The organism is Nocardioides sp. NPDC047086, from assembly GCF_040643685.1.
Lineage (GTDB): Bacteria > Actinomycetota > Actinomycetes > Propionibacteriales > Nocardioidaceae > Nocardioides.
This window is the reverse complement of sequence record NZ_JBEYUV010000022.1, coordinates 25,535-51,699: the sequence shown is the minus strand read 5'-3', so window position 1 is coordinate 51,699 and position 26,165 is coordinate 25,535. Positions and strand designations below refer to the sequence as shown.

27 protein-coding genes are annotated in these 26,165 nt (G+C 70.5%); 14 read left to right on the top strand and 13 right to left on the bottom strand.

The genetic code is table 11. The annotated features are described in order from the left end of the window. Positions 1-46: 46 nt before the first annotated feature. On the bottom strand, positions 47-1,204 hold the full coding sequence (locus ABZ796_RS16695) for a substrate-binding domain-containing protein (protein WP_357338318.1): 1,158 nt from the start codon (positions 1,202-1,204) through the stop codon (positions 47-49). Positions 1,205-1,286: 82 nt separating this feature from the next. Here ABZ796_RS16695 and ABZ796_RS16690 point away from each other — a divergent pair, with 82 nt between their 5' ends. From ABZ796_RS16690 to ABZ796_RS16630, 13 genes are all read left to right on the top strand, one after another. After that, complete coding sequence (locus ABZ796_RS16690) at positions 1,287-1,700, top strand: MarR family transcriptional regulator (RefSeq protein WP_357338317.1); 414 nt, start codon at positions 1,287-1,289, stop codon at positions 1,698-1,700. 115 nt (positions 1,701-1,815) lie between these two features. Continuing rightward, positions 1,816-3,057: an urea ABC transporter substrate-binding protein gene (gene urtA, locus ABZ796_RS16685; protein WP_357338316.1), complete on the top strand. Its 1,242-nt coding sequence runs from the start codon at positions 1,816-1,818 to the stop codon at positions 3,055-3,057. 3 nt (positions 3,058-3,060) lie between these two features. Beyond that, positions 3,061-3,945 carry an urea ABC transporter permease subunit UrtB gene (gene urtB, locus ABZ796_RS16680; protein WP_357338315.1) on the top strand — a complete coding sequence of 295 codons (885 nt, stop codon included), beginning with the start codon at positions 3,061-3,063 and terminating at the stop codon, positions 3,943-3,945. Continuing rightward, positions 3,942-5,093: an urea ABC transporter permease subunit UrtC gene (gene urtC / locus ABZ796_RS16675; protein ID WP_357338314.1), complete on the top strand. Its 1,152-nt coding sequence runs from the start codon at positions 3,942-3,944 to the stop codon at positions 5,091-5,093. The genes urtB and urtC overlap by 4 nt, the downstream gene beginning before the upstream one ends. Then, entirely contained in the window at positions 5,090-5,815 is a 726-nt protein-coding gene (gene urtD / locus ABZ796_RS16670; protein WP_357338313.1) for an urea ABC transporter ATP-binding protein UrtD, read from the top strand. Before urtC ends, urtD begins: the two co-directional genes overlap by 4 nt. Then, on the top strand, positions 5,815-6,492 hold the full coding sequence (locus ABZ796_RS16665) for an ATP-binding cassette domain-containing protein (protein WP_357338312.1): 678 nt from the start codon (positions 5,815-5,817) through the stop codon (positions 6,490-6,492). The genes urtD and ABZ796_RS16665 overlap by 1 nt, the downstream gene beginning before the upstream one ends. A gap of 21 nt (positions 6,493-6,513) precedes the next feature. Beyond that, positions 6,514-6,816: an urease subunit gamma gene (locus tag ABZ796_RS16660; RefSeq protein ID WP_357338311.1), complete on the top strand. Its 303-nt coding sequence runs from the start codon at positions 6,514-6,516 to the stop codon at positions 6,814-6,816. 10 nt (positions 6,817-6,826) lie between these two features. Beyond that, on the top strand, positions 6,827-7,147 hold the full coding sequence (gene ureB / locus ABZ796_RS16655) for an urease subunit beta (RefSeq protein ID WP_357338310.1): 321 nt from the start codon (positions 6,827-6,829) through the stop codon (positions 7,145-7,147). Then, positions 7,147-8,841 (top strand): urease subunit alpha, encoded by a 1,695-nt coding sequence (locus ABZ796_RS16650; RefSeq protein WP_357338309.1) that lies wholly within the window; start codon positions 7,147-7,149, stop codon positions 8,839-8,841. Before ureB ends, ABZ796_RS16650 begins: the two co-directional genes overlap by 1 nt. A 5-nt stretch (positions 8,842-8,846) precedes the next feature. Then, positions 8,847-9,509 carry an urease accessory UreF family protein gene (locus ABZ796_RS16645; RefSeq protein ID WP_357338308.1) on the top strand — a complete coding sequence of 221 codons (663 nt, stop codon included), beginning with the start codon at positions 8,847-8,849 and terminating at the stop codon, positions 9,507-9,509. Next, positions 9,502-10,242 carry an urease accessory protein UreG gene (gene ureG, locus ABZ796_RS16640; protein ID WP_357338307.1) on the top strand — a complete coding sequence of 247 codons (741 nt, stop codon included), beginning with the start codon at positions 9,502-9,504 and terminating at the stop codon, positions 10,240-10,242. The genes ABZ796_RS16645 and ureG overlap by 8 nt, the downstream gene beginning before the upstream one ends. Then, positions 10,217-10,969, top strand: a complete 753-nt coding sequence (locus tag ABZ796_RS16635) for an urease accessory protein UreD (RefSeq protein WP_357338306.1) — start codon at positions 10,217-10,219, stop codon at positions 10,967-10,969. The genes ureG and ABZ796_RS16635 overlap by 26 nt, the downstream gene beginning before the upstream one ends. 13 nt (positions 10,970-10,982) lie before the next feature. Then, a complete protein-coding gene (locus tag ABZ796_RS16630) occupies positions 10,983-12,008 on the top strand; it encodes an LLM class flavin-dependent oxidoreductase (protein WP_357338305.1) in 1,026 nt (341 codons plus the stop codon). A gap of 1 nt (position 12,009) precedes the next feature. Here ABZ796_RS16630 and ABZ796_RS16625 read toward each other — a convergent pair whose 3' ends face one another. The 7 genes from ABZ796_RS16625 to ABZ796_RS16595 all read right to left on the bottom strand — a co-directional run bounded on the left by ABZ796_RS16625 (position 12,010) and on the right by ABZ796_RS16595 (position 19,125). Next, positions 12,010-14,349 carry an amidohydrolase gene (locus ABZ796_RS16625; RefSeq protein WP_357338304.1) on the bottom strand — a complete coding sequence of 780 codons (2,340 nt, stop codon included), beginning with the start codon at positions 14,347-14,349 and terminating at the stop codon, positions 12,010-12,012. A gap of 20 nt (positions 14,350-14,369) precedes the next feature. Then, entirely contained in the window at positions 14,370-15,182 is an 813-nt protein-coding gene (locus ABZ796_RS16620) for a hypothetical protein (RefSeq protein ID WP_357338303.1), read from the bottom strand. A 33-nt stretch (positions 15,183-15,215) separates the two neighbouring features. Beyond that, positions 15,216-15,377 (bottom strand): hypothetical protein, encoded by a 162-nt coding sequence (locus ABZ796_RS16615; protein ID WP_357338302.1) that lies wholly within the window; start codon positions 15,375-15,377, stop codon positions 15,216-15,218. Between the two features lie 24 nt (positions 15,378-15,401). Then, positions 15,402-16,052, bottom strand: coding sequence for an ABC transporter permease subunit (locus ABZ796_RS16610; RefSeq protein ID WP_357338301.1), 651 nt, complete (start codon positions 16,050-16,052; stop codon positions 15,402-15,404). Between the two features lie 79 nt (positions 16,053-16,131). Next, complete coding sequence (locus ABZ796_RS16605; protein ID WP_357338300.1) at positions 16,132-16,917, bottom strand: ABC transporter ATP-binding protein; 786 nt, start codon at positions 16,915-16,917, stop codon at positions 16,132-16,134. A gap of 67 nt (positions 16,918-16,984) precedes the next feature. Further along, the gene (locus tag ABZ796_RS16600) at positions 16,985-17,665 is read right to left on the bottom strand and encodes a GntR family transcriptional regulator (protein ID WP_357338299.1); all 681 of its coding nucleotides are present in this window, start codon (positions 17,663-17,665) and stop codon (positions 16,985-16,987) included. Further along, positions 17,665-19,125, bottom strand: coding sequence for an NCS2 family permease (locus ABZ796_RS16595; protein WP_357338298.1), 1,461 nt, complete (start codon positions 19,123-19,125; stop codon positions 17,665-17,667). Before ABZ796_RS16595 ends, ABZ796_RS16600 begins: the two co-directional genes overlap by 1 nt. 555 nt (positions 19,126-19,680) lie before the next feature. Between ABZ796_RS16595 and ABZ796_RS16590 the strand changes: the two genes are divergently transcribed. Beyond that, positions 19,681-20,559 (top strand): hypothetical protein, encoded by an 879-nt coding sequence (locus ABZ796_RS16590; RefSeq protein WP_357338296.1) that lies wholly within the window; start codon positions 19,681-19,683, stop codon positions 20,557-20,559. A gap of 5 nt (positions 20,560-20,564) precedes the next feature. Here the strand turns inward: ABZ796_RS16590 and ABZ796_RS16585 are convergent, their stop codons facing one another. The 5 genes from ABZ796_RS16585 to ABZ796_RS16565 all read right to left on the bottom strand — a co-directional run bounded on the left by ABZ796_RS16585 (position 20,565) and on the right by ABZ796_RS16565 (position 26,024). Beyond that, a complete protein-coding gene (locus tag ABZ796_RS16585) occupies positions 20,565-20,966 on the bottom strand; it encodes a type II toxin-antitoxin system VapC family toxin (RefSeq protein ID WP_357338295.1) in 402 nt (133 codons plus the stop codon). Next, positions 20,960-21,211 (bottom strand): hypothetical protein, encoded by a 252-nt coding sequence (locus ABZ796_RS16580; protein ID WP_357338294.1) that lies wholly within the window; start codon positions 21,209-21,211, stop codon positions 20,960-20,962. The genes ABZ796_RS16585 and ABZ796_RS16580 overlap by 7 nt, the downstream gene beginning before the upstream one ends. Before the next feature lie 46 nt (positions 21,212-21,257). Then, on the bottom strand, positions 21,258-23,672 hold the full coding sequence (locus ABZ796_RS16575; protein WP_357338292.1) for a GH92 family glycosyl hydrolase: 2,415 nt from the start codon (positions 23,670-23,672) through the stop codon (positions 21,258-21,260). 63 nt (positions 23,673-23,735) lie between these two features. Beyond that, a complete protein-coding gene (nemA, locus tag ABZ796_RS16570) occupies positions 23,736-24,827 on the bottom strand; it encodes an N-ethylmaleimide reductase (RefSeq protein ID WP_357338291.1) in 1,092 nt (363 codons plus the stop codon). A gap of 24 nt (positions 24,828-24,851) precedes the next feature. After that, positions 24,852-26,024: an ROK family transcriptional regulator gene (locus ABZ796_RS16565; RefSeq protein ID WP_357338289.1), complete on the bottom strand. Its 1,173-nt coding sequence runs from the start codon at positions 26,022-26,024 to the stop codon at positions 24,852-24,854. Positions 26,025-26,165: the final 141 nt, after the last annotated feature.

Here is a 26,165-nt window from a genome sequence, read left to right as displayed (position 1 = left end):
CGCTAGGAGTTGGAGTGCACTCGAAGTCAACGGATCGACGCGGATGCTACGAGGCGTACGCGATCTGCTCCTGGATCTCGAAGAGGAGGCCGTCGGCGGCGGCGATGTAGACGTCCTGGTCCACGAGGTTGCCCTGCATGCGCATCAGGCCGCGGGGGCTGAAGTAGGTGTGGTGGTCGGTCAGACGCAGCGCGGGCTCGACCTCGAGCCCGCCGCAGGCGTCGCCGATCTGGCGCAGGAACATCAGCGACTCGTAGCAGGACTCGCCCACGGCGTTGAGGGAGGGCGCGTACTCGCCGAAGCGGCGGTAGTAGCGCTCGGCCAGGCCTGCCGACTCGGGGGTGGTGAGGCCGTCGAAGTAGGCAGCGGCGGCGAAGACGTTCGCATTGGCGCCGACGCCACCGGCGAGCAGGGTGTTCTCCTCCACCGCTGGGCTCAACCGGGTCAGCGACGAGCTCAGCCCGGCGGCGGCGAACTGGCGGTTGAAGTGCACCGCGTCCTGCCCCATCAGCAGCATGATCACCCCGTCCTGCCCGCCGCTCTCCAAGCCGCGCAGCACACCGGCGAAGTCGCGGGTCCCCAGCGGGACGTACGTCTCGCTCACGACCTCCGAGGGCGACCCGCGCAGTGCGGCCCGGGCCGTCGAGCCGGTGACGCGCGGGAAGACGTAGTCGTTGCCCACCACCGCCCAACGGGAGATGCCGTGGTTGGCCCGCATCCAGGTGGTGGCGGGGAGCAACTGGTTGACCGGGCGCTCCCCGATCATGAAGACCCCGGGAGTGTCGTCGCCGCCCTCGTGCATGGCGGCGAAGGCGTACAGCGCCCGGCCGCCGACGCGGTCGGTGATCGCCTGGCGGACGGCAGAGATGTGCCAGCCGGCGATCGCGTCGACCCGGCCGAGCTCGACGAGCCGAGCGACCTCGGACGCGACCTCGTGGGGAGCGCGCCCGGCATCGATCGCGACCAGCTCGACCGGCCTCCCGGCGATCCCGCCGCCGGCGTTGAGCTCCTCGGCGGCCAGCTCGCCGCAGGCCAGGCAGCCGGGACCGTAGATCCCGGTCGGGCCCTGCATCGGCACCACGAACGCGATCGAGAGGGCGCCCGGTGGGCGGGGCGCGAGGCCGAGCAGGGCATGCGACGCCGGGGTGAACGACGGCGGGGACATCGGCACCTGCTCCCAGACGAACCGGACGGGATGACTCACCATTGAGCCGATGGATGGTTAGGGTACGGGAGTCGGGCCCTCGGCGCAGCGGGCATCCAGCAGACATTCGTGGGAGGACGCCATGGAGGTGGCCGAGACGGCCGGCACGGATCTGCGCAGCTCGGATCTGGCAGTTCTCCTCGCTCGTGCGCAGCGCCGGATCGAGCGTGCGCTCGCCGAGGGGTACGCCGACTTCGACCTGACCGCCGAGCAGTGGCGCATCCTCAGCGTGCTGCTCGACGAGCCGGGCCAGACGATGACGCGTCTCGCCGACGGCGCCGCGCTCCCAGCCGGCACCCTGACCCGCCACGTCGACCGCTTGGTCGAGCGCGGGCTGGTGCTGCGCAAGGTGCATGCCGAGGACAAGCGCCGCGCCGTGGTCGCGCTCTCGCTGGTGGGTGCATCGGCGACCCGGGAGATCCGCGCCCGACAGCAGACCGAGGCCGTCGCCGGCGTCGCCCGCGACCTCCGGGCGGCCCTCGACGAGCTCTGCTGAGAAGGCGTTTCCGTCCGGAAACAAATCCTCACAGAGCCCGATACATCGGCGAAACAAGCCGTCCCTAGATTCCTTCCATTCGAGAGCAATTGTCCGATGGAAGGACCCCCATCCCGTGCGTACGAAATTCTCGAGCCGCATCCTCGCGGCCAGCTCGGTGCTCGCCCTGGGCCTGACCGCGACCGCCTGTGGCGGCGCCAAGACCGGTGACACCGCGACCAGCGAGAGCTGCGTCGACACCAGCGGTGACACCATCAAGATCGGCTTCCTGAACTCCCTGTCGGGGACGATGGCGATCAGCGAGACGACCGTCTTCAAGTCCCTGTCGATGGCGGCCGAGGAGATCAACGCCGACGGCGGCGTCCTCGGCAAGAAGCTCGAGATCGTCAGCGAGGACGGCCAGTCCGAGCCGACCGTCTTCGCCGAGAAGGCGACCAAGCTGATCCAGGACGACTGCGTCGCGGCCGTCTTCGGAGGCTGGACCTCCAGCTCGCGCAAGGCGATGCTGCCGGTCTTCGAGGGCAACGACGCGCCGCTCTTCTACCCGGTGCAGTACGAGGGCCTGGAGTCCTCGCACAACATCTTCTACACCGGCGCGACCACGAACCAGCAGATCATCCCCGCGCTGGACTTCCTCAAGCAGGAGAAGAAGATCGAGTCGATCTTCCTGGTCGGCTCCGACTACGTCTTCCCGCGCACGGCCAACAAGATCATCAAGCAGTACGCCGCCGCCAACGGCATCGAGGTGCTCGGTGAGGAGTACCAGCCCCTGGGCTCGACCGACTTCGGCACGGTCGTCGACAAGGTCAAGGCCGCGGGCGCGGACGCGGTCTTCAACACCCTCAACGGCGACTCCAACGTGGCCTTCTTCAAGGAGTACAAGGGCAAGGGCCTGACCGCCTCGGCGATGCCGGTGCTCTCGGTCTCGATCGCCGAGGAGGAGGTCCCGGGCGTCGGCGTGGGCAACCTCGAGGGGCAGTACACGGCCTGGAACTACTACCAGACCATCGACAGCCCGGCGAACCAGAAGTTCGTGACCGACTTCAAGGCGGCCAACGGTGCCAAGGCGGTCACCTCCGACCCGATGGAGGCGGCCTACACCTCGCTGCACCTGTGGAAGGGCATGGTCGAGAAGGCCGACTCGTTCGCAGTCGAGGACGTCATCGATGCCTCCGACGGGGTCACCTACGACGCACCCGAGGGCACCGTCGAGGTCGACGGCGAGAACCACCACATCGCCAAGACCGCGCTCATCGGCCAGGTGAACTCCGCGGGTCTGATCGACACCGTCTGGTCCAGCGACAAGCCCATCGAGCCGGACCCCTACCTGAAGTCCTACGACTGGTGGAAGAACTAACCGTTGGACGCGCTGCTCGCCCAGGTCTTCACCGGCGTCTCCGCCGGTGCGGTCCTGCTCCTCATCGCCCTCGGGCTCACCCTGACCTTCGGTCAGATGGGCGTGATCAACATGGCCCACGGCGAGTTCATCATGGCCGGCGCGTACACCGCGTACGTCGTCTCGACCATCGTCGCCAGCACCGAGCTGAGTCTGCTGATCGCGCTCCCCGCGGGGTTCGTGGTCGGCGGGCTGCTCGGGCTGGCGCTCGAGGCGAGCGTGCTGCGGTGGATGTACGCCCGGCCGCTGGACACGCTGCTGGTCACCTACGGCGTCGGTCTCCTCCTGCAGCAGGTCGCGCGCGACATCTTCGGGGCTCCGGCCAAGGAGGTGCCCGCGCCGGGCTGGCTGGACGGCTCGATCCCGATCCTGGGCTACGACTTCCCGCTGACCAGGCTCTTCATCATCGTCCTGGCCGGGCTCTGCGTGGCGGCGCTGCTCGCGGTGCTCCGGTTCACCGCCCTCGGGCGTCAGATCCGGGCGACCGTCGGCAACCGGGATCTCGCCGAGACCATCGGGATCTCGACGCGCCGCACCGACCGGGCCACCTTCTTCATCGGGTCCGGGCTGGCCGGTGTGGCCGGGGTGGCGCTCACGCTGCTCGGGTCGACCGGCCCCAACCTCGGCACGTCCTACATCGTGCAGGCGTTCCTGGTGGTCGTCGTCGGTGGCATCGGGCACCTCAAGGGCACGATCGTGGCGGCCCTCGGGATCGGTCTGCTGCAGGCCTTCCTCGCCCATGCCCTGACCGGCTCGGTCGCCCAGGTGATCGTCTTCCTGGCGATCGTCGCGTTCCTGCAGCTGCGCCCGCAGGGCATCCTCTCGGTCCGGACCAGGAGCCTGGCATGAGCATGAAGACCCTGAGAATCAAGCACAGTTCTCCGTACGTCGGCTGGCTGCTGCTCGCGGTCGCCCTGCTCGTCCTCGCCCCGGCGGTCCTGTCCGACTTCCGCCTCGGCCTGCTCGCGAAGTACTGCTGCTACGCCATCGCTGCGGTCGGCATCGGCCTGGCCTGGGGCCGTGGCGGGATGCTGGTGCTCGGTCAGGGGCTCTACTTCGGCATCGGCGCCTACGCGATGGCGATGCACCTCAAGCTCGCCGACGCCGGCCCCGGCGGGGTGCCGGACTTCATGGCGCTCTACGGCGACGCCACGGTGCCGGGCTGGTGGGAGCCGCTGCGCAACGGCGGGCTCGCGGTCGTCGTCATCCTCGTCCTGCCGGCACTGGTGGCGGGCCTGCTGGGGCTCGCGGTGTTCAAGCGGCGGATCAAGGGGGCGTACTTCGCCATCCTGAGCCAGGCGCTCGCCGCCGCCTTCGCGATCCTGCTCGTCGGTCAGGTCAAGACCACCGGCGGGGCCAACGGGCTGAACAACTTCCAGGGCTTCTTCGGGTACGCCCTGTTCGACCCGGCCAACAAGCGGATGCTCTACTTCCTCGCCGCCGGGATCCTGCTGGTCTCGATCCTGGCGATGGCCTGGCTCTACCGCACCCGATTCGGTGAGCTGTTGGTCGCCGTCCGCGACGGCGAGGAGCGGGTGCGGTTCCTCGGCACCGACCCGGCCAACGTCAAGCTCGCGGCGTACGTCATCGCGGCCGTCCTCGCCTCGATCGGCGGTGCGCTCTTCGTGCCGATCGCCGGGATCGTCTCGCCCGACGACGTCGGCGTGGTCGCCTCCATCGGGCTGCTCGCCGGGGTCGCGCTGGGCGGGCGTGCCTCGCTGCTCGGCCCGGCCGTCGGCGCGCTGCTGATCGGCTACGCCGAGACCTCGCTCTCCGAGGCGTTCCCGGGGTCGTGGTCCTACTTCCAGGGTGCCCTGTTCGTGCTGGTCATCCTGCTGCTGCCGGGCGGGCTGGCGCAGCTGCTGGGGCTGATCGGGCGGGCGAATGCTCACCGAGGTAGCTCGGTGAGCGATCACATCCCTCGCGGAGTTCCACGAGGGAAGCAGAGCGAGACCGAGATAGCTCGGTCAGCATCCGAGGAGGCGGCAGCGCGATGACTCTGACGGTGAGCGACCTGCGGGTCGAGTTCGACGGGTTCGTCGCGATCGACGGGGTGTCCCTGGACCTCGAACCCGGCCGGCTGCACTTCCTGATCGGCCCCAACGGAGCCGGGAAGACGACGCTCGTCGACGCCCTGACCGGCTTGGCGAAGGGGAGTGGTGAGGCGCGGTATCGCACACGCGATCTGCTCGCGCTGGCATCGCACCGGATCACCCGCCTCGGGGTGGGGCGTACGTTCCAGACGGCCACGGTCTTCGAGGAGCTGAGCGTGCTGCAGAACCTCGACATCGCCGCCGGCGTGCACCGGGCGCGGTGGCGGCTGATGCTGCCGCGGCGGGGGACGCCCGAGCAGGTCGCCGAGGTGCTGGAGACCGTCGGGCTCACCGAGCTGGCGGACCGGCCCGCGGGCGTGCTCTCGCACGGGCAGAAGCAATGGCTGGAGATCGGCATGCTGCTGGTCCAGGACTCCTCGGTGATGCTGCTCGACGAGCCCGTCGCCGGGATGTCGGCCGAGGAACGGGACGAGACCGGCGAGCTGCTGCGCCGGATCAGCCCCGAGCGGACCGTCGTGGTCATCGAGCACGACATGGACTTCGTACGCCGGTTCGCCGACATCGTCACGGTCCTGCATGCCGGGAAGGTGATCGCGGAGGGCACGGCTGCCGAGATCCGCGCCGACGCCGAGGTGCAACGGGTCTATCTAGGAGAGGACGCCTGATGCTGAGGATCGAGTCGGTCACCGGCGGCTACGGCCGCACCACGGTGCTCCACGAGGTCAGCCTCGAGGTCCCGAGCGGTGCCGCGGTGGCGCTGATGGGTCACAACGGCGCCGGCAAGACGACCCTGCTCAAGGCGGCGGTCGGGCTGGTCCGGGCCAAGAGCGGCCGGGTGCTGCTCGACGGCGAGGACGTCACCGCGCTGAGGCCGAGCGCGCGCGTCCAGCGAGGCCTGGGCTACGTCCCGCAGGGCCAGCAGAGCTTCGGCGACATGACCGCGCTGGAGAACCTCCAGCTCGCCGGCGACCGGGCCGGGATCAGCGAGATGCTCGACCTGTTCCCCGCGCTGAAGGACCTGCTCGGCCGACGCGCCGGGCTGCTCTCGGGCGGTCAGCGCCAGCAGCTCTCGATCGCGCGTACGTTGCTGACCAGGCCGCGGCTGCTGATCCTCGACGAGCCGACCGAGGGCATCCAGCCCAACGTGGTCGCCGAGATCGAGCGGGTGATCTCCGAGCTCACCGGCCGCGGCGACCTCACCGTGCTGCTGGTCGAGCAGCACGTCGGGTTCGCGCTGCGTACGGCCTCTGCCTATTACATCCTCGAGTCCGGCCGGATCACCGCGCGTGGTGACGGCGGCTCCGAGGCGCACGATCACGTCCGATCCCAGCTGGCCGTCTAGAGAGTCGAGAGAGTTGGCGACATGCATCTGACCCCGTCCGACACCGAGAAGCTGCTGCTGTCCGTGGCCGGGATGGTCGCGCGCGACCGGCTCGCCCGCGGGGTGCTCCTCAACTACCCCGAGTCCGTCGCCCTGCTGTCCACCTGGGTGATCGAGCGGGCGCGCGAGGGGGCCTCGGTCTCCGACCTGATGACGCGGGGACGGACCGTGCTCACCCGGGAGCAGGTCATGCCCGACGTCGTCGACATGCTCGTCGAGGTGCAGGTCGAGGCCATCTTCCCCGACGGCCGCAAGCTCGTCACCATCCACCAGCCCATCGCCTGAGGAGGCCAGCATGTCCGTGCAGTCCAGCGGTCCCGGAGCCGTACGTGTCGCCGAGGGCACCATCCGGCTCAACATCGACCGGAGCGAGTCGGAGCGGCGTACGTTGGTCGTCCTCAACACCGGCGACCGGCCGGTCCAGATCGGCTCCCACATCCATCTCGCCGAGGTGAACTCGGCCCTCTCCTTCGACCGCGACGCGGCCGAAGGCTTCCGGCTCGACATCCCCGCCGGCACCTCGCGCCGGTTCGAGCCGGGCGCGTCCCGGGAGGTCGCGATCGTGGCGTTCAAGGGCGCGCGCTTCGTGCCCGGCATCCAGGTCAAGGAGGCGTGATGGTGGAGATCAGCAGGACCGAGTACGCCGCGCTCTACGGCCCCACGACCGGCGACCAGGTGCGCCTGGGCGACACCGACCTGTGGATCGAGGTCGAGGACGACTTGACCGCCGGCGGCGAGGAGTCGGTCTTCGGCGGTGGCAAGTCGATCCGCGAGTCGATGAACCAGTCAACGGTGCCGTCGTCCGAGGGCGCGCTCGACACGGTGATCACCAACGCGCTCGTGCTCGACCACTGGGGCATCGTCCGCGCCGACGTCGGGATCCGCGGCGGGAGGATCGTCGCCCTGGGCCGCTCCGGCAACCCCGACATCGCCGACGGCGTCCACCCCGACCTGATCATCGGACCAGGCACCGACGTGGTCAGCGGTGAGGGCAAGATCCTCACCGCCGGGGCGATCGACGTCCACGTACACCTGCTGTCCCGGTCCCAGATCGTCGAGGCGATCTCGACAGGGACGACCACCATCGGGGGTGGCGGAACGGGACCGTCGGAGGGGTCCAAGGCCACCACGGTCACGGGCGGGCCATGGCATCTGGAGACCGTCCACCGCGCGCTCGATGACATGCCGGTCAACCTGCTGCTGATGGGCAAGGGCAACACCGTCTCCGCGGCCGGGCTGGCCGAGCAGGCGCTGGCAGGGGCAGCCGCCTACAAGGTCCACGAGGACTGGGGCTCGACCCCGGCCGCCATCGACGCCGCGCTGCGGGCCGCCGACGAGCACGGCCTGCAGGTCGCCCTGCACTCGGACTCGCTCAACGAGGCCGGCTACCTGGAGTCGACCGTCTCGGCGATCGCCGGCCGCTCCATCCACGCCTTCCACGCCGAGGGCGCCGGGGGAGGGCACGCGCCCGACATCCTCTCGGTCGCCTCGCTGCCCTACGTCATCCCCGGCTCCACCAATCCGACCCTTCCGCACACCGTCAACACCGTCGCCGAGCACCTCGACATGCTGATGGTCTGCCACCACCTCAACCCGCGGGTTCCGGAGGACCTGGCCTTCGCCGAGTCCCGGATCCGGGCGACCACGATCGCCGCCGAGGACGTACTCCACGACCTCGGCGCGCTGTCGATCACCTCCTCCGACGCCCAGGCGATGGGCCGCATCGGCGAGGTGATCTGCCGTACCTGGCAGGTCGCCCACGCGATGAAGGCCAGGCTCGGCTCGCTGGGTGGGCCGGCCGACAACGTGAGAGCCAAGAGGTACGTCGCGAAGTACACGATCAACCCCGCCATCGCCCACGGGATCGCCGCCGAGGTCGGCTCCGTGGAGCCCGGCAAGATGGCCGACCTGGTCCTGTGGGACCCGCGGTTCTTCGGCATCCGGCCCGAGGTCGTGATGAAGGCCGGTGCCCTGGTCTGGGGTGCCCTCGGCGACCCGAACGCCTCCATCCCGACCCCGCAGCCGGTGCTCATGCGACCGACGCTGGTCGGGCCGGGCGCGGACCACGCGGTCTCGTTCGTCGCCCCTTCCGCGCTGGAGGCCGGTCTCGCCGAGCGTCTCGGTCTGCGCCGCCGTCTGGTCCGTCTCGCGCCCACCCGGGAGATCGGCAAGGCCGACATGATCAACAACTCCGCGACCCCGGACATCCGGGTCGAGCCCGAGACGTTCCGCATCCACGTCGACGGCGAGCTGATCGAGCCCGCCCCTGCGACCGAGCTGCCGCTGACCCAGCTCTACTCGATGTTCTGAGCGCGATGTCCGAGAACCTGCTGATGATGCTGCTGGCCGACGCCCGCCTCCCGGTCGCCGGACACACCCAGTCGGGCCAGCTGGAGGCAGCCGTACGCTCCGGACTCACCGCTGAGCACGTGCCGGCCTTCATGCGGTCGCGACAGGCGAGCGTCGTACGGGTCGAGGCGGGTACGGCGGTGGTCGCGCTGCACCGGCTGCGCGCCGGTCTGCCGTTGGAGCCGGTCGTCGACGCGTGGGCGGCCCGCACCCCCGCGGCCCCGATGCGGGACACCTCGCGCACGCTCGGCCGCGCGCTGTTGCGGCTGGTCAAGCGCCTGTTCCCGGACTCGCCGCACGTCGCAGAGGTGGCGGTCCTCCAGCGTCCCTGTCGTCCGCTCGTCCTGGCCGCGGCGGCCGCCTCCGGTGGCCTCGCGCCGGCTTCGCTGGGTCGCCTGGTGGCGTACGACGACCTGCAGACGGTCGCCTCGGCAGCCCTCAAGCTGCTGCCCCTCGACCCGCTCGACGCCACCTCGTGGGTGCACGACCTGCTCCCGGAGGCCGAGCGGCTCGCCACCGAGGTCGCCCCGCTCACCGATCCCGACCAGATCCCCGCGCCCAGCGCACCCCATCTCGACCTGTGGGCCCTCGCCCACGCCGACACGACCAGGAGGTTGTTCAGTGCTTGAGAACGCGAAGGACGGCAGGGGGCTGCGCATCGGAGTGTGTGGCCCGGTCGGCACCGGCAAGAGCTCGCTCATCGCGCTGCTGTGCCGGGAGCTGGCCGCCGACCTGGAGATCGGTGTCGTCACCAACGACATCTACACCGACGAGGACGCCCGCTTCCTCCGCTCCGCCGGCGTGCTCGACCCGGCCCGTATCCGGGCCGTCGAGACCGGCGCCTGCCCCCACACCGCGATCCGCGACGACGTCACCGCCAACCTGATCGCGGTCGAGGAGCTCGAGGAGGAGTTCGCACCACTCGATGTGGTCCTGGTCGAGTCCGGCGGCGACAACCTCACCGCGACCTTCTCCCCGGCGCTGGTCGACACCCAGATCTTCCTGATCGACGTCGCCGGCGGCGGCGACGTCGCCCGCAAGGGCGGTCCCGGCATCGAGCGCGCCGACCTGCTCATCGTCAACAAGACCGACCTCGCCCCGTACGTCGGTGTCGACCCGGTCGCGATGGTCTCCGACGCGGGGTCGGTGCGCGAGGGCCGACCGGTCATCGCGCTCTCCCGCACGGATCCGGCCTCCGTCGAGGCGCTGGTGGCGTGGGTGCGGTCCGAGCTGACCCGGCACCGCGGTGGCGACCTGGTGCCGGCCGACCCCGGCCCGATGGCGCCGCACTTCCACGCGGACGGCAGCAGCCACACCCACGAGCACGACGCCGAGCATGTCCACGACCATCAGCACGCCTGAGCTGGCCAGCGGCTCCCTGACCCGGGTGCGGGTCGGAGCGGTCGACGGCACGCGCGTGCGCATCGGGACCGACGTCGCCGGCCCGGCGACGGCTCCGGCGCTGCGCCCGATGCTGCTCGCCAGCGACGACCGCTCGGCGCGGATCTCGCTGGTCCCCGACGGCGCGATGCTCCTCGCCGGCGACGACGTCACGGTCGAGGTCGAGGTGGGGGAGGGTGCGAGCCTGACCCTGGTCGAGCCTGCCGGGACGGTCGCCTACGACATGGACGGTGGACGGGCCTCCTGGTCGGTCCGCATCACCCTCGCGACGAGCGCCACCCTGGTCTGGGCCGGCGAACCGTTCGTCGTCTCCGCCGGCGCCGACGTCACCCGCGACACCCGGGTCACCCTCGCGCCCGGAGCCAGGCTCGCCCTTCGTGAGACCCTCGTCCTCGGCCGGCACGGCGAGCGGCCCGGTCGGGTGAGCACCACCTGGTCGGCCCACGAGCACGACGGGCGTCCGATCCTGGTCGAGTCGCTCGACCTGGACGCCGCCTCGCTGGCCCCCGGACTCCTCGGCCCGCACCGGGTGCTCGGGTCGGTCACCGCGCTTGGGCGAGACGTACCGCCCGAGGCCTGCCCGGACGGACGGCTCGATCTGGAGAGCGGCGGGACGCTGTGGCGCCACCTGGCGAGCGAGACCCACGAGATCCCGAACGAGCCGTGGGAATGCGCCACGACTGGTTGAGGTTTCAACGGTCGTGACTGACATCGAGTTCGGCCTGGACACCTTCGGCGGGGTCACCCGCGACGCCGAGGGCAAGCCGCAGCACCACGCGCAGGTGATCCGGAACATCGTCGAGGAGGGCGTGCTGGCCGACCAGGTCGGGCTCGACTTCTTCGGGGTGGGCGAGCACCACCGCCGCGACTTCGCCGTCTCCAGCCCCGAGATGGTGCTGGCCGCGGTCGCCTCCCGCACCGAGCGGCTGCGACTGGGCTCCGCGGTGACCGTGCTCAGCTCGGATGACCCGGTGCGGGTCTTCGAGCGGTTCGCCACTCTCGACGCGGTCTCGAACGGCCGCGCGGAGATCGTCGCCGGCCGCGGCTCGTTCACCGAGTCGTTCCCGCTGTTCGGCTTCGACCTCGCCGACTACGAGGAGCTCTTCGAGGAGCGGCTCGAGCTGCTCTCCGCGCTGCTGAAGGAGGAGAAGGTCACCTGGGAGGGCCGCACCCGCGCCGCCCTCACCGACCAGGAGGTCTTCCCGCGCACCGAGAACGGCCTGACCGCCTGGGTCGGCGTCGGCGGCAGTCCGGAGTCGGTCGTACGCACCGCCCGCCACGGCTTCGGCCTCTTCCTGGCGATCATCGGCGGTCCGGCCGACCGCTTCGCGCCCTACATCGACCTCTTCGAGCGCGCCCAGGACGAGTTCGGGACGCCTCGGCAGCGCGTCGCCGTCCATTCGCCCGGGTTTGTCGCCGAGACCGACGAGCAGGCCCGGGAGACGGTCTACGAGGGCTGGCTGGCGATGCGCACCCAGATCGGCCACGAGCGCGGCTGGCCGCCGCCGAGCCCCGGCGACTTCGAGCGCGAGATCGAGGGAGGCTCCCTCTACGTCGGCTCGCCCGAGACGGTCGCCCGGAAGCTGGCGGGCACCATCAAGGTGCTCGGCGTGGACCGCTTCGACCTGAAGTACGACCAGGGCCAGGTGCGTCACGAGGACCTGATGGCCTCGATCGAGCTCTACGGCACTCAGGTCGTCCCGCTCGTCAAGGACATGCTGGGCTGACCTACTCGATCCGAACGGTCTCCACGCGCGTCGCCACCACCTCGCCGGCATGCAGCACGGTCCGCGAGGTGGGGGCGGCGGCGATGGCCGCGGCGGGCGTCGGCACGTCGAGGACCAGCAGGTCCGCGGGCGCACCGACGACGATCCCGTACGCGTCGAGGCCCACCGCCGACGCGGCTGCGTCGGTGACGAGGTCGAGCGCGACGGCGAGGGTCTCGTCGGTGCGGAAGCCGGACTGGTAGGCGACCTGACGGGCGATCGCGAGCATGTCGCCGTCGCCGTAGGGCCACCAGGCGTCACGGATGTTGTCCGAGCCGGACCAGACCGTGGCGCCCTCCTCACGCAGCACCAGCACCGGCGGCATCGGTCCGGCCGGCCCGTTGGTGAGCACCGAGACGCCCGCCTCGGCGAAGAGGCCGCCGATGCGCCGCGCCTCGTCGAGAGGGATCGAGCCGAGGCCGTACGCGTGGCTGACGTTGATCCTCCCGCCCAGCCCCTCGGCGCGGGTACGGGCGGCGATCAGCTCGTACTGACGGACCGCGGGAGCGCCCAGGTCGTGGAGGTGGATGTCGACACCGGCCCCGTGCCGGGCGGCGAGGCCGAAGACGACGTCGAGGTGGGCCTCGGCGTCGCCGTCGAAGCCGTCCGGGTCCAGTCCGCCGACCAGGTCCGCGCCCGCGGCCAGCGCCTCGTCGAGCAGCTTCTCGGTGCCCGGCGAGGTGGTGATCCCGCTCTGCGGGAAGGCGACGATCTCGATCCGCAGCCGGTCGCGGAGCGCCTCGCGCACCTCGAGCACGGCCTCCAGACCGGCCAGGCCGACCTCGGGGTCGATGTCCACGTGCGTACGCACCGTCCCGGTGCCGAACGAGATCATCTGCTCCGCCAGCGCCCGGGCGCGCTCCACCACGGGCACACCGACCTCGCCGCGCAGGGTGTGCTCGGCCGCCACCCGCTCGCGGACGGTCGTGCCGGGATGGTGCGGGTGCCAGCCGGAGCCGATCAGCGTCTTGTCCAGGTGGGCGTGGCCGTTGACGAGCGCCGGAAGCAGGAGGGCACCGTCCAGATCCATGTCGCCCTCGGCGACCGAGGAGGACGGCGGCGAGACCGCCGAGATCGTCCCGTCGGCCACCGAGACGTCGACCCGGGAGCCGTCGGCCAGGGTGGCGTTGCGAAGTGTCCTGATGCCGGTCATGAGGTGACCTCCATGGTCTGGGTACGGATGCTGCGTTGCCGATGTACGAGCGTCCCCGACCGGAGCGAGGCGAGGACCGAGGGTACCTGGAGCGCGACGAGCCGGGGGTCGTCGGTGTCCAGCACGACCAGGTCGGCCACATCGCCCGCCGAGGTGCCGTGCGGGGGGCCGGCCGAGGATCCCGGCGGTCCAGGCGGCCTGGAGCAGGTTGCCGTTGCCGTAGGGCGAGAACGCGTTGTGCAGGTTGTTGTTCGAGACCGCGACCCGCACCCCGGCGGCGTGGGCGCGCTCCAGCGGGGCCAGGCTGCGGCTGCCGGGCTCGCCGGACCCGCCGAGGTAGAGGTCGGTGGCCGGCATGACGACCAGCGAGATCCCGGCCTCTGCCATCAGGGCGTACGCGACCTCCTGCTCGTCCATGGACATCGCGGCCAGCTTGGTGACGTGCCCGATGGTGACCTGCCTGTGCATCCCGAGCGCGCGGGTGCGCTCGGCGACGGCCGCGACCATCGACCCCGACGGGTCGTCGTCGAAGTCGAGGTGCAGATCGACCGGGACCCCGAACCGCTCGGCCAGGCCGAAGACGACGTCGAGGTGGGCCTCCTGGTCGTCGTCGACGTACGGGCAGCCGCCGACGACTCCGCCGCCGTGGCGCAGCGCGGCGCTCATCAGCGCGGTCACCTCGCGGGTGAGCCCGTTCTGCGGGAAGACCGAGAGCTGCAGATCGATCCGCTCGGCGTTCTCCTCGCGCAGCGCGATGTGCAGGTCGAGCATGTCGAGCCGGATGCCGGCGTCGACCTCGACGTGCGCCCGGGCGGCCACGACCCCGTGGCGCACCAGCGACTCCACGCCCTGCCGGGCGCCGACCTCGACGATCCCCGCGGGCTGCGTACGCCGCACCTCCTGCATCAGCGCGATCGCCGGGCCCACGCCCGGGCCGGTGACCTCGAGGCCGCCAACCCCCAGCAGGTGGGCCTTGTCGAGGTGGACGTGGGCGTCGACGAAGGCGGGCATGACGACCGCCCCGGCGGCGTCCACGACGGTCTCCGGCCCGATGGGGGACGGGTCGGAGACCGTCGAGACAACTCCGCCGTCGATCCCGAGATCGACCAGGCCGGCGGACGTACGGGCCCCGAGAATGCGGCCGATCACGGTGCTTGCCTGCGTAGGGGTCAACGCTTGATCTCGGGGTCGATGTAGTCGTTGGTCACCAGGTCGTCGCCGGTGAGGTCCGGGACGTTCGCGACGAGCCCCGCCTCGACCTGGACCTTCACCGAGTTCTCGTTGCCGCCCGGGGTGATCGGAGGGCCGTCCTTGATGGCGGCGGCGATCTCGATCAGGGTGTCGTTGACCGGCTTCGGGTCCTCGAGGTAGTCGAGCTCCGACTGCTGCAGCAGCGGCACCAGCTCCTCCAGGCACGGGCTCAGCGCCTCCTCGTCGCCGGCCCGGACCGCGTACGCCTGCTGGTAGACCTGGTAGCCGGCGTCATCGAGCATCAGGTGGGCGGTCGGCTTCGCCCACTCGGCGACGTCGTGCTCCCAGCGGTAGGGCTCGTTGCTGACGTAGCCCTGCTGGAACAGCGCGCCGTCGTCGGCGACGAACCGGCTCGGGCTGCCGTCGAAGGAGCCGTCGAGCTGCTGAGTGTCGACGAGGCCCTCGTGCACGAGGTAGTCGACCCAGCTCACGCCCTGGGCGTGCAGGACCGGCGCGCCGGTGTCCTTGACGTCGTCCCAGGTCTTCACCTCGGGGAACTTGGCCGGGTCGAACATCACCATGAACGGCGACTTCTGCATCATCGTGAACACCCCGCGGGTGGGGAACTTCTCGTAGTCGCGGATCGCGATGTCGGTGGCGACCACGCCGAGGTCGATGGTGTCGTCGGTGTACAGCTGCGCCGTCACGGGCTGGCCGCCGATGAACGGCCCGCCGAGGCGGATCTCGGCGGTGACCCCGGTGTCACCGATCTCGCCGTCGGGCCCGATCAAGTTGTAGGCGGGGGAGCGCTCGGGGGTGGCGTACTAGTCGGTCTGGATGACCACGGTCGCCGGGCAGGCGGCCGCGAGCGATCCCTTCGGGGCGTCCGGGTCGCCGATCGCCTCCTCGCTGCCACCGCATCCGGTGAGCGCGAGCGCGGCGAGGGCGGTGGTGGCGGTGATGCGGGTCCAACGGGCGTACGTCATGAGGTTCTTTCCAGGGGGTGGGGGTCAGCGACGCGGGGAGCGGTGGGCATCGACGGCGCGCAGGACGGCGCCGAAGAGCAGGAAGAGGAGGATGCCGACCAGCGAGGAGGCGGCCAGGGCGGCCATCATCAGGTCGGTGTCGAGGCTCTGCCGGTAGGTGTCGATCAGCCGGCCGATGCCGGGCTGGCCCTGCCGGAAGAAGAAGTCGGCGATGATCGAGCCGACCACCGCCATCCCGGCCGAGATCCGGAATCCGGCCAGGGCCGCGGGGAGTGCGGCCGGCAGCTGGAGGTGGACGAGCCGCTGCCACCGCGAGGCGCGGAAGAGCGAGAACTGGTCGTGCAGGTTGTCGTCGACCGAGGCGATGCCGAACATCGTGTTGGTGATGATCGGGAACAGCGAGTGCAGCACGCACACGATCAGCCGCGAGGTGAAGTCGTAGCCGAACCAGAACCCGAGCAGCGGCACCATCGCCAGGATCGGGATGGTCTGCAGGATCACGGCGTAGGGGTAGAACGACGCTTCCGCCCAGCGGGCCTGGCTCATCACGATCGCGAAGAACACGCCGACCGCCATCGCCAGCACCAGACCGACCAGGGCGATCCTCGTGGTCGACCACAGCGCCGTGAAGATCTCGGTCCGGCCGGCCTCCTGCAGGAAGCCGGCCTCGAGCACCTCCCACGGCCCGGGTCGAAGCGGAGGAACGGGACCGTCGTCAGCGGGCGGGTCTCCGGCTGGGTCTCGATCAGAGTGGTCATGCGGCCTCCTCCGACTTCGCGTCGGTGCTCCGGTGGGCGCCGGCGAGCGCGTCGGAGACCTGACGGCACAGCTCGGCGTACTCGCTGCTGAAGCGCAGTCCCTCGGGACGCGGCCGCGGTAGGTCGATGCGGAGGTCGGCGACGATCCGGCCGGGCTGGGCGGAGAAGACCAGGACCCGGTCGGAGAGGAAGACCGCCTCGGGGACCGAGTGGGTCACGAAGATCCCGGTGAACGGGTCGGTCGCCATCAGGGCGTCGAGCTGGCTGTTGAGGTCCTGGCGGGTGATCTCGTCCAGGGCGCCGAACGGCTCGTCGAAGAGGAACAGCTCCGGCCGCTGGACCAGCGAGCGGGCGATCGAGACCCGCATCCGCATCCCGCCCGAGAGCTGGGCCGGGCGGTGGTCCATGTACGCAGCCAGCCCGACGACCTCGAGCGCGGCGCGCGCCCGCTCCTCGGCCTCGGCCTTCTTCGTGCCGGCCAGCCGCAGCGGGAGGACCACGTTGCCCAGGGCCGTACGCCACGGCAGCAGCGTCGCGTCCTGGAAGACGTAGCCGACCTCGCCGTCGCCGCGTTCGACGCTGCCGCTGGTGGGCAGGTCGAGCCCGGCGACCATGCGGAGCATCGTCGACTTGCCGCAGCCCGAGGGCCCGACGAAGGAGACGAACTCGCCCGCGCGGATCTCGAAGCTCGCCTCGGCGAGCGCGGTGGTGCCGTTGGGGAACGACCTGGTGACGCTGTTGCCGACCACCAGCACGGGCGGCTCCGTACACCGTTCGATCATTCTTGTATACAAACAGCACGCGGTTTCGTCCCCGTTTCAGAAGCCGCCCGGTCTGGTTAAGCCGGGGTCAGGACCGTTGACGCTCCGCGCGAGCGACCAGCAGGTCGACCAGGAGGTCGGCATCGCGGGTGACGTCGGCCCGCATCGAGGCCTCGGCCCGCTCCTGGTCGCCGGCCAGGACCGCCTCGGCGATCTCCTGGTGATGCTTCCAGGACTGGCCCGAGCGCTCCTCGAGCTGCATCTCGAAGACCCAGCGCACCTGCATCCGCAACGACCGGGTCAGCTTGGCGAGCTCGTCGTTGCCCGAGGCGATCCCGATGGCGTCGTGGAACCGCGCGATCAGCTCCGGCAGCGCGGCGTAGTCGCCGGTGGCCGTCGCCCGGGTGCCGAGCTCGAGCACCTCGGTCAGCTCCGCGCCCTGGTCGCCGCCGCGCCGCCGGGCAGCGAGCCCGGCCGCGAGGATCTCGAGGTTCTCCCGGATCACCATGAGCTGCCGGGTCCGTTGCGCAGAGGGGAACGCCACGGTCGCGCCGCGACGCGGCACCGTGTCGACGAAGCCCTCCTGGGCCAGTACGTGCAGCGCCTCCCGCGCCGGGACGCGCGAGACGCCGTACTCCGTGGCGAGCGCCTGCTCGCGCAGCCGATCGCCCGGAGCCAGCTCACCGGCCATGATCTTGCGACGGATGTCGCGGGCGACCACCTCGCGCAACGGCTGCCGGGGGCCCGGGTCCGGCGCGAGCTCGCTCATCAGCCGATCCAGCTCGAGATCGGATGGATCGCGAAGTAGACGGCGAACATGACCGCCACCAGCCACATCAGCGGGTGCACGCTCTTGATCTTGCCGCGGACGACCTTGATGAGCACGTACGCCAGGAAGCCGGCGCCGATGCCGACCGAGATCGAGTAGGTGAACGGCATCAGCGCGATGGTCAGGAAGGCCGGGATGGCGATGTCCGGGTCGGCCCAGTTGATGTCCTTGACCTGCTGCATCATCAGGAAGCCGACCAGCACCAGGGCGGGCACCGCCGCCTCCGACGGGATCACCGTGACCAGCGGGGCCAGGAAGGTGGTCAGCAGGAAGAGCACGCCGGTGACGACCGCCGCCAGACCGGTGCGGGCGCCCTCGCCGACACCGGAGGCCGACTCGACGTAGGAGGTGTTGGAGGAGACGCCGCCGGCACCGCCGGCCGCGGCGGCCAGCGAGTCGACGACCAGGATGGAGCGCGTACGCGGCGGGGTGCCGTCCTCGCGCAGCAGGCCGGCCTCGGACCCGATCGCGGTCATCGTGCCCATGGTGTCGAAGAAGTCGGCGAGCATGAGCGTGAAGACCAGCAGCACCGCGGTCACGATGCCGACGCTCTCGAAGGAGCCGAGCAGGTTGAACTCGCCCAGCGTCGCGAACGAGGGCCAGTCGACGATCTTGTCCGGCACGGCCGGCACGTTGAGCGACCAGCCGGTCGGGTTCTCCGCGCTGCTCGCGCCGAGATCCGTGACGGCCTCGACGATGATGGCCAGCACCGTGGTCGCCGCGATCGAGATCAGGATCGCGCCCCGCACCTTGCGCACCCACAGGGTGATCACCAGGGCCAGACCGATCACGAAGACCAGCACCGGCCAGCCCGCGAGCTGCCCGGTCGGGCCGAGCTGCACCGGGACGGTGGTGTTCGCGGCATCGGGGATACGGCGTACGAAGCCGGCGTCGACGAAGGCGATCACCGCGATGAACAGGCCGATCCCGACCGAGATCGCGGTCTTGAGCTCGCGCGGCACGGCGTGGAAGACGGCCTCCCGGAACCCGGTCAGCACCAGCACCAGGATCACCAGGCCCTCGATCACCACCAGCCCCATCGCATCGGCCCAGGTCATCTGCCCCGCGATCGTGAACGCCACGAACGCGTTGAGCCCGAGCCCGGTCGCCAGGGCCAGCGGATAGTTGGCGGCGAGGCCCATCAGGATCGTCATCACGCCCGCCACCAGCGCGGTTCCGGCGGCGATCGCCGCCAGGTTGTCGCCGCTGGTGCCGCCGAGGAGATCGCCGTTCACGTCCTCCGCGAAGCCCAGGATCAGCGGGTTCAGCGCGACGATGTAGGCCATCGTGAAGAAGGTGACCACACCACCCCGGACCTCACGCCCGACCGTGGAGCCGCGCGCGCTGATCTGGAAGAAGCGGTCGAGAGCGTTGCCGCGTGACGTCGTCGAAGTGCTCACGCCCGCATCTTCGCAGATGGTTGCGGTCGGCCGGGGTAGTCCCCTCGGTGCGTGTGCGTCGTGCTGTTCGGTGTGCGCATCGTCGGTGGGGGAAGCTTCGAATTGGCCCTGCTCGCGGCTTGCGGCTTGCGGCCGACTCTCTTCGTTGCCGCATCTGGCAGCGGACCGTGGACTTTATCGAGAGATCGTGCGGAGGGAGTGCCGCGGTGAGCATCGTGAGGCGGGTGTGTTGGTGGGTTTGCCGTGGTCCTCGGCTTCGTCGGAGGGGGTGGTGGGTTTTCGCTGCCGCGGTCGCTGGCCGCCGACCATTTCTTGAGGGTCTTCTCGATCGTCCCCGGAGTAAAGGACGGCCTTCGGCCGCCGGCTGCGCCGGCCGCTTCGCGGTCCTTGACACCGGCGACGATCGAGAAAAGATTGGCTGGATATCGGGTCGGCGGCCAGCCCTGTCTGCTTCGGGATTGGGTCGGGAGCCGGCCCTCGGCAGCCCTGAGCCGGAACCTCGACGCCGAGGCTGTGGCCTGGGTCGACCAGCAGGTCGGACCCTACGCCCACCAGATGGGACCGATCCAGCTCGAACGCGCTACCACCCAAGCAGCCGCCCTGTTCGAACCCGATGTGGCTGCTGCGGTCGCCGAATCCGATGCGGTCGAACACCGATCCGTCACCATCACCACCAACCAGACGACCCCGTTCGTCGGTGCGGGTGCCGAAGAAGGCCAAGCCGTGCTCGCGCTGGGCTACCTCGACGGGGTCCTCGACGCCGCCGACGCCCTGGACCTGGAACAGGCGGTTGCCGCGATCGCGCACGGTCTCCTCGACCAGGACGGCTACGCCGATGCGAGCCTCGACGTGCGGCGGGCCGCCGCACTCGGAGTCCTGGGACGGGCCTACAACTCAGGCTCCTTCGAGAACGTTCCCGGCGTCGCCCGAGTCGTCGAGCTGGTCATCCACACCGACACCCGCGACCTGGCCGGCACCGGCCTGGCACGGCTGGGTAACACCCGTGGCCTGGTCAGCATCGAACGCCTCGAGCAATGGGCCACCACCCCCGGCACCATCATCAACCCGATCCTCGTGGTCGACCTGACCGAGGACATCGAGACCGCCGGCTACGTCCCGACCACCCGCCAGCGCCGCCAAGCCGCACTGCTCCACCACAAGTGCTCCTTCCCCTACTGCCAAGCCCGCGCCGAGCGGTGCGACCTCGACCACCGAACCGCCCACGCCGACGGCGGCAAGACCCGCAGCCACAACCTCACCCCGCTGTGTCGACAACACCACCGGATGAAGACCCACCACGGCTGGACCTACCACCGCATCCGAGCCGCCACCTACCGATGGCACAGCCCCCACGGCTACCAATACCTGGTCAGCCCGACCGGCACCATCGACATCAGCAACGACCTCAACCCACCGCTGACCCTCGCCGCCTGAGGGTGTCAGTTGAGCGTTCTCACCGGGCAGCGCGCGACGCCTGCCTTCGCGATGCGGACGTCGGCGGTGACGAGGGTGAGGTCGTGCGACTCGGCGACGGCGACGTAGCAGGCGTCGTAGGCCGACAGATTGCCGCGCAGCTCCCACATCCGAGTCAGGCACGGGCCGGTCGGTGCGGTGATCACCGTGATCGCCTGGAGCCAGACCAACGCCTGTTCCGCGTCCCGGCGGGTGAGCTTGCCGCCGAGGAGGAGCCCGCGGAAGACGCTGAGGACTTCGGTGCGCCACACCTCAGGCACGACCCATTCGGGGTCTTCGGTCAGGATCTTCGTGGCCGCGCTCACCCGAGGGTCGCTGCCGGGATCCGCGAAGAGAAGGGTGACGGCCGAAGCATCGGGGACTACCACGCGGCGCCCTCGGTGCGTTCGCCTCGAGCCGTGTCGCGTGCGGCGAGCACATCCTCGGTGGTGAACTTCGACTCCCCTCGGCTGGCGATCACGCGGTCGATCAAGGCCTGGTTGTTGGCGAACGACGCTTCCCGGAGGACGACGTCGCGCAGGTAGGAGTTCAGCGACTGCCCACGGTCCTTCGCGCGCTGGGCGAGGACATCACGTACGTCATCGGGGATGTCGCGGATCTGCAGATAGGCCATGCACTCATTGTGCGTGCACGATGAGTGCATACCAAATGCTGACGCCTCAGTCGGTGTGGTAGATCGGCAGGTCGGCCTCGGCGGTGCCCCACTCCTTGTTGGCGGAGGGGCCGACGTCGATGTGGACGGTGCCGCCGCGGTTCATCACGGACTCGGGGAGCCAGGACTGGGTGCGCGGCGTGCCGTCGAGGGTGACGGACCGGACGTAGATGTTCTCGGCGCCGGCTTCTGGTGACTCGATGGCGATGTCGACGCCGTTGCCGCGGTGGATCACGACTCTCTCGAAGATGGGGCTGGAGACGAGCATCTCGGCGCGGGCGGGGTCCTGGGGGTAGATGCCCATCGCGGAGAAGACGTACCAGGCTGACATGGTGCCGAGGTCGTCGTTGCCGGGCAGGCCGCGCGGGCCGGTCCCGTAGGCGAGCGAGGCCATGGCGCGGACCGTCTCCTGGGTCTTCCAGGGGGCGCCGAGCGCGTTGTACATCCAGGGGATGTGGATGCCGGGCTCGTTGGTCGGGTCGTAGCGCAGCGCGTCGCCGCCGGTGTACTGCCAGGACCCGTCGGCCTTGTGGAAGAACGCGTCCAGCCGCTGGATCACCCGCTTGCGCCCGCCGACGGCTTCGGCCAGCCGGTCGACATCGTGCGGCACCATCCAGGTGTACGTCGCGCTGCTCCCTTGCGCGAAACCCGTCTGTGTCGACGGGGTGAAGCCAGGGACCCAGCTCCCGTCGGCGTTGCGGGCCTGCTGATATCCGCCGTCCCCGGCGGCGGAGTTGAAGGTGTGCTGCCACCAGCCGGCCCGCTCCATCAGCGAGTCCGTCTGGGACGAGGAGGCGCCGAGGCGGCGGCCCCAGTCGGCGAGCGAATAGTCTGCCACGGCGTCCTCGAGGGTCTCCGCGGCGCCGCCCCAGCAGCGGCAGGTGTCCTGGGGTGCGTACCCCTTGGCGAGGTAGTCGGCCAGGTTCGGCCGCTGGCCGATGCACTGGCCCGGGCAGCCGTAGCTGGACAGGCCGTCGGGGTGCGGCACCGTCGCCTGGCGGACCAGGGACTCGTACGCCCCGGCGGCGTCGAAGTTGCGGACGCCGAGTGCGTAGAAGCCGGCCAGCGTCGGGGCAGAGGGGTCGCCGGTCATCACGTGCGTCCAGCCGCTCAGGTGGACCCAGCGGTCCCAGACCCCGCCGTGCTGGCGGGAGTAGGCGTGCAGGGAGCGAGCGAAGTCACCGGCGGTGCGCGGCTCGAGCAGGGCGAGCAGCTGGGTGTGGGCGCGGTACTGGTCCCAGCCGGAGAAGTTGCCGTACTGCGCCCGCTGGCCGCGCTCGATCCGATGGACCTCCTGGTCGCTGCCCCAGTAGGTGCCGGCCACGTCGGAGATCACGTTGGGCTGCAGATAGGAGTGGTAGAGCCCGGTGTAGAACGCCGTCTGCTCCGCCGAGGTCCCGCCGGCGACCTCGATCGAGGAGAGCGCCCGGCGCCACTCGGCCCTGGCCTCCGCGGCGACGGAGGAGACGGCGTCGCGCCGTCCGATCTCGGTGGCGAGGTTCTTCTCGGCCGCCGCCAGGCTGGTGTAGGAGATCCCGATCCGCATCCGTACCGTCTGGTCGCCATCGGCGTCGAAGGAGACGTAGCCGCCCGAGCCCTGTCCCTGCCGGGCCGCGCCGGTCTCGTAGCCCTCACCGCCGCGCGCCTCGGTCGAACCCGGCTGGAGCTCGCCGTTGACCCAGGTGCCGTGGCCGGTGAAGCCGCGGTCGAACTGGGCGGTGAAGTAGAGCCGGTAGTAGGAGCGCTTGTTGCTCCCGCCGCCGTTGCCCCGACGGCCGCAGAACGCGCCGGTGAGCACCGACCCGCTCACCGTTCGCTTCGCCTCGTCGATCCGGGTCACGGCGGTCTCGCTGCCGTTGAGCGAGTTGGAGGTGCGGAAGAGCAGGTTGGCCGGCTTGTCCGCGGGGAAGGTCAGGTCGCTGACCGAGGCCCGGGTCGTCACCGCCGTGTCGACCTCGGCCCCGTTGGCCAGCCCCAGCCGGTAGCGCCCGGGCTCGGCCAGCTCGTCGGCGTGGCTGAAGTCCGAGGCGTACGTCGCATCGGTGACGTCCGCGGTCGGCGACCCGGTCATCTCGCCGGTGTGCGGGAAGATCGGCACGTCCCCGGCGGCGCCGGGGTGGCAGCCCGCGCCGTTGACGTGGGTGAGCGAGAAGCCGCGCAGCCGGGTGGTGTCGTAGGAGTAGCCGTTCGACGCGGCGGTGTTGGTCTGGTCGCCCGCCGTGGAGGTCGGACTGAAGGAGAGCATCCCGAAGGGGCGTACGGCTCCGGGGTAGGTGTTGCCGCCGTTCGACGAGCCGATCAACGGATCTACCAGCGCCACCGGGTCATCGACGGGTGGCGCAGCGGCCCGCGCCGCCGAGAACGGGGTGAACGCGCCGCCGAGCAGCGCAAGGGACAGGGCACACGTCGCGAGAACCCGCATGGCGGAGAACCATTCCAGAGGAACGGTCTCCGCCGTGCGGGTTCAGGTGAGAGCGAGCTGAACTCAGGCGGTCCACTCGGGGTAGTCGGTGTAGCCGGCCTCGCCGCCGCCGTAGAAGGTCGACAGGTCGGGCTCGTTGAGCGGCAGGCTCTCCGCCAGGCGCCGGGGCAGGTCCGGGTTGGCGATGAACGTACGCCCGAACGCGGCCGCGTCGATCAGGTCGGCCTCGAGCAGACGGGCGGCCTTCTCCGCGGTGTAGGCACCGGCGCCGACGATCGGGCCGGGGTGCGCCGAGCGCAGCTGCTTGCGGTAGTCGTCGGAGAGCTCCGGGCCGCCGGCCCAGTCGGGCTCGGACAGGTGCAGGAACGCGATGCTGCGCTTGCCGATCTCGGCAGCCAGGTAGAGCCCCATCTCGGCGCCCTCGGGGTCCTCGAGGCCGTTGAACGAGCCGATCGGGGAGATCCTGATCCCGACGTGCTCCGCGTCCCACTCCTCGACGACGGCGTCGAGCACCTCCAGCGTCAGCCGGGCGCGGTTCTCCAGCGACCCGCCGTAGGAGTCGGTGCGCTCGTTGCTGCTCGAGCTCGAGAACTGGTGGAGCAGGTAGCCGTGGGCGGCGTGGATCTCGACGAGGTCGAAGCCGGCCTCGCGGGCGTTGCGGGTGGCGCGACGGTAGTCCTCGATCAGCTCCGCGATCTCGGCGGTCTCCAGGGCGCGGGGCGTGGGGCAGTTGACCCGGGTGGGGGTGCCGTCCTCGCCGCGTACGGTCGTGCGGTTGCGGTAGGGGAGCGCGGAGGCGCTGACCGGGAGGTCGCCGTCGTGGAAGGACTCGTGGGAGACCCGGCCCGTGTGCCACAGCTGCGCCGCGATCCGGCCGCCGGCCTCGTGGACGGTGTCGGTGACGTGGCGCCACCCCTCGACCTGCTCGGCCGAGTGGATGCCCGGGGTGTCCATGTAGCCCTTGCCCTGCGGCGAGATCTGGGTGCCCTCGGAGACGATCAGGCCCGCCGAGGCGCGCTGGCGGTAGTAGTCGGCCATCAGTGGGTTGGGTACGTCGCCCGGCTGCCCGGCGCGCATCCGGGTCAGTGGCGCCATCAGGACGCGGTTGGGGAGGGTTGTCGAACCCAGGCTCAGCTGCGAGAAGAGTGAAGTCACGTCAGGCTCAACGTAAGCGGGCGCTCATATTGTTCCCGGCGGTGCCGGAGCGGCCGAGCCGGCGATGACCAGCGCCCCCATGACCCCCGCGTTGTCGCCGAGCTCGCTGGGCACCACGTCGAGCGCCGCGGCGGTGTCCGGCTGGGTGAAGCGGTCGATCGAGTCCTTGATGCCGAGGACGAAGGACTCCGACTGGCGCATCGTGTCGCCCACCACGATCAGCGCCGGGTTGAGGTGGTTGCAGAGGTCGGCCAGCACCCGGCCGACGGCGCGGCCGGCGTCGTCGAGGATCCGGTTGACCCGGATGTCGCCCTCCTGGGCGAGCTCGAGCAGGCGCTCGACGGTGAGCGTCTCGTCGTAGGCGGGCTGCAGCAGCTCGACCAGCCGGGACCCGCCGAAGGCCTTCTCCAGACAGCCGCGGTTGCCGCACCGGCAGATCGGGCCGTTGTCCTCGAAGCGTACGTGGCCGATCTCGCCAGCGATCCCGGTGATCCCCCGGTAGAGCTTGCCGGCGAGGACCAGCCCGGCGCCGATGCCGCTGGACGCCTTCACGTAGATGACGTCGTCGACGTCGCGCGCCGCGCCGTACTCGATCTCGGCGAGCGCGCCGAGGTTGGCGTCGTTCTCGATCTGCACGGGCAGACCGATGCGGCGGGCGAGCTCCTCGCCCGGGGCCAGGTCCATCCAGTTGCCGAGGATGGGGGAGACGACGATGCCGCTGTGAGGGTCCACGGGGCCGGGGATCCCCATGCCGACGCCGAGGACACGGTCGGTCTTCGGGTCGATGCCCACCTCGGCGAGGCACTCGCGCACGAGGGCCGCGGCCCGGTCGATGGTCTCGACCGCGGAGTTGTCGACGTCGAGCCGGATCTCGTGGTCGATGAGCGGCTTCGCGGTGAGGTCGGCGACCGCGACCCGGACGTGGCGATGGCCGATGTCGACGCCGATGAGCGTGCCGGGAGAGCCACTGATGGTGAGGAGCGACGGTGGTCGCCCGCCGCCCCGGGCCAGCGCGGCGCCGGTGGTCTCGACGATCTGCTCGGAGGCGAGCAGCTCCTGGACGATGCTCGACACGGTGCTGCGCGAGAGTCCGGTGCGCCGGGCGAGCTCGGCGCGGCTGACCGGCGCCGACCGACCCAGCAGGTCCAGGACCTGGGATCGGTTGGCGACGCGCAGCCGCGATTCCGGAGTGGTCATGCGGTGACTGTAGGTGATTATGTCGATTTACGACAGATCTCAGGTTGAAAACGTCCTGCGTTATGCGTTGACTGGACAGAACCGAGAGGCGTACGTTGTCTCGGCACGCGACCGCGAGTAACCCAGATCACACACCGACGT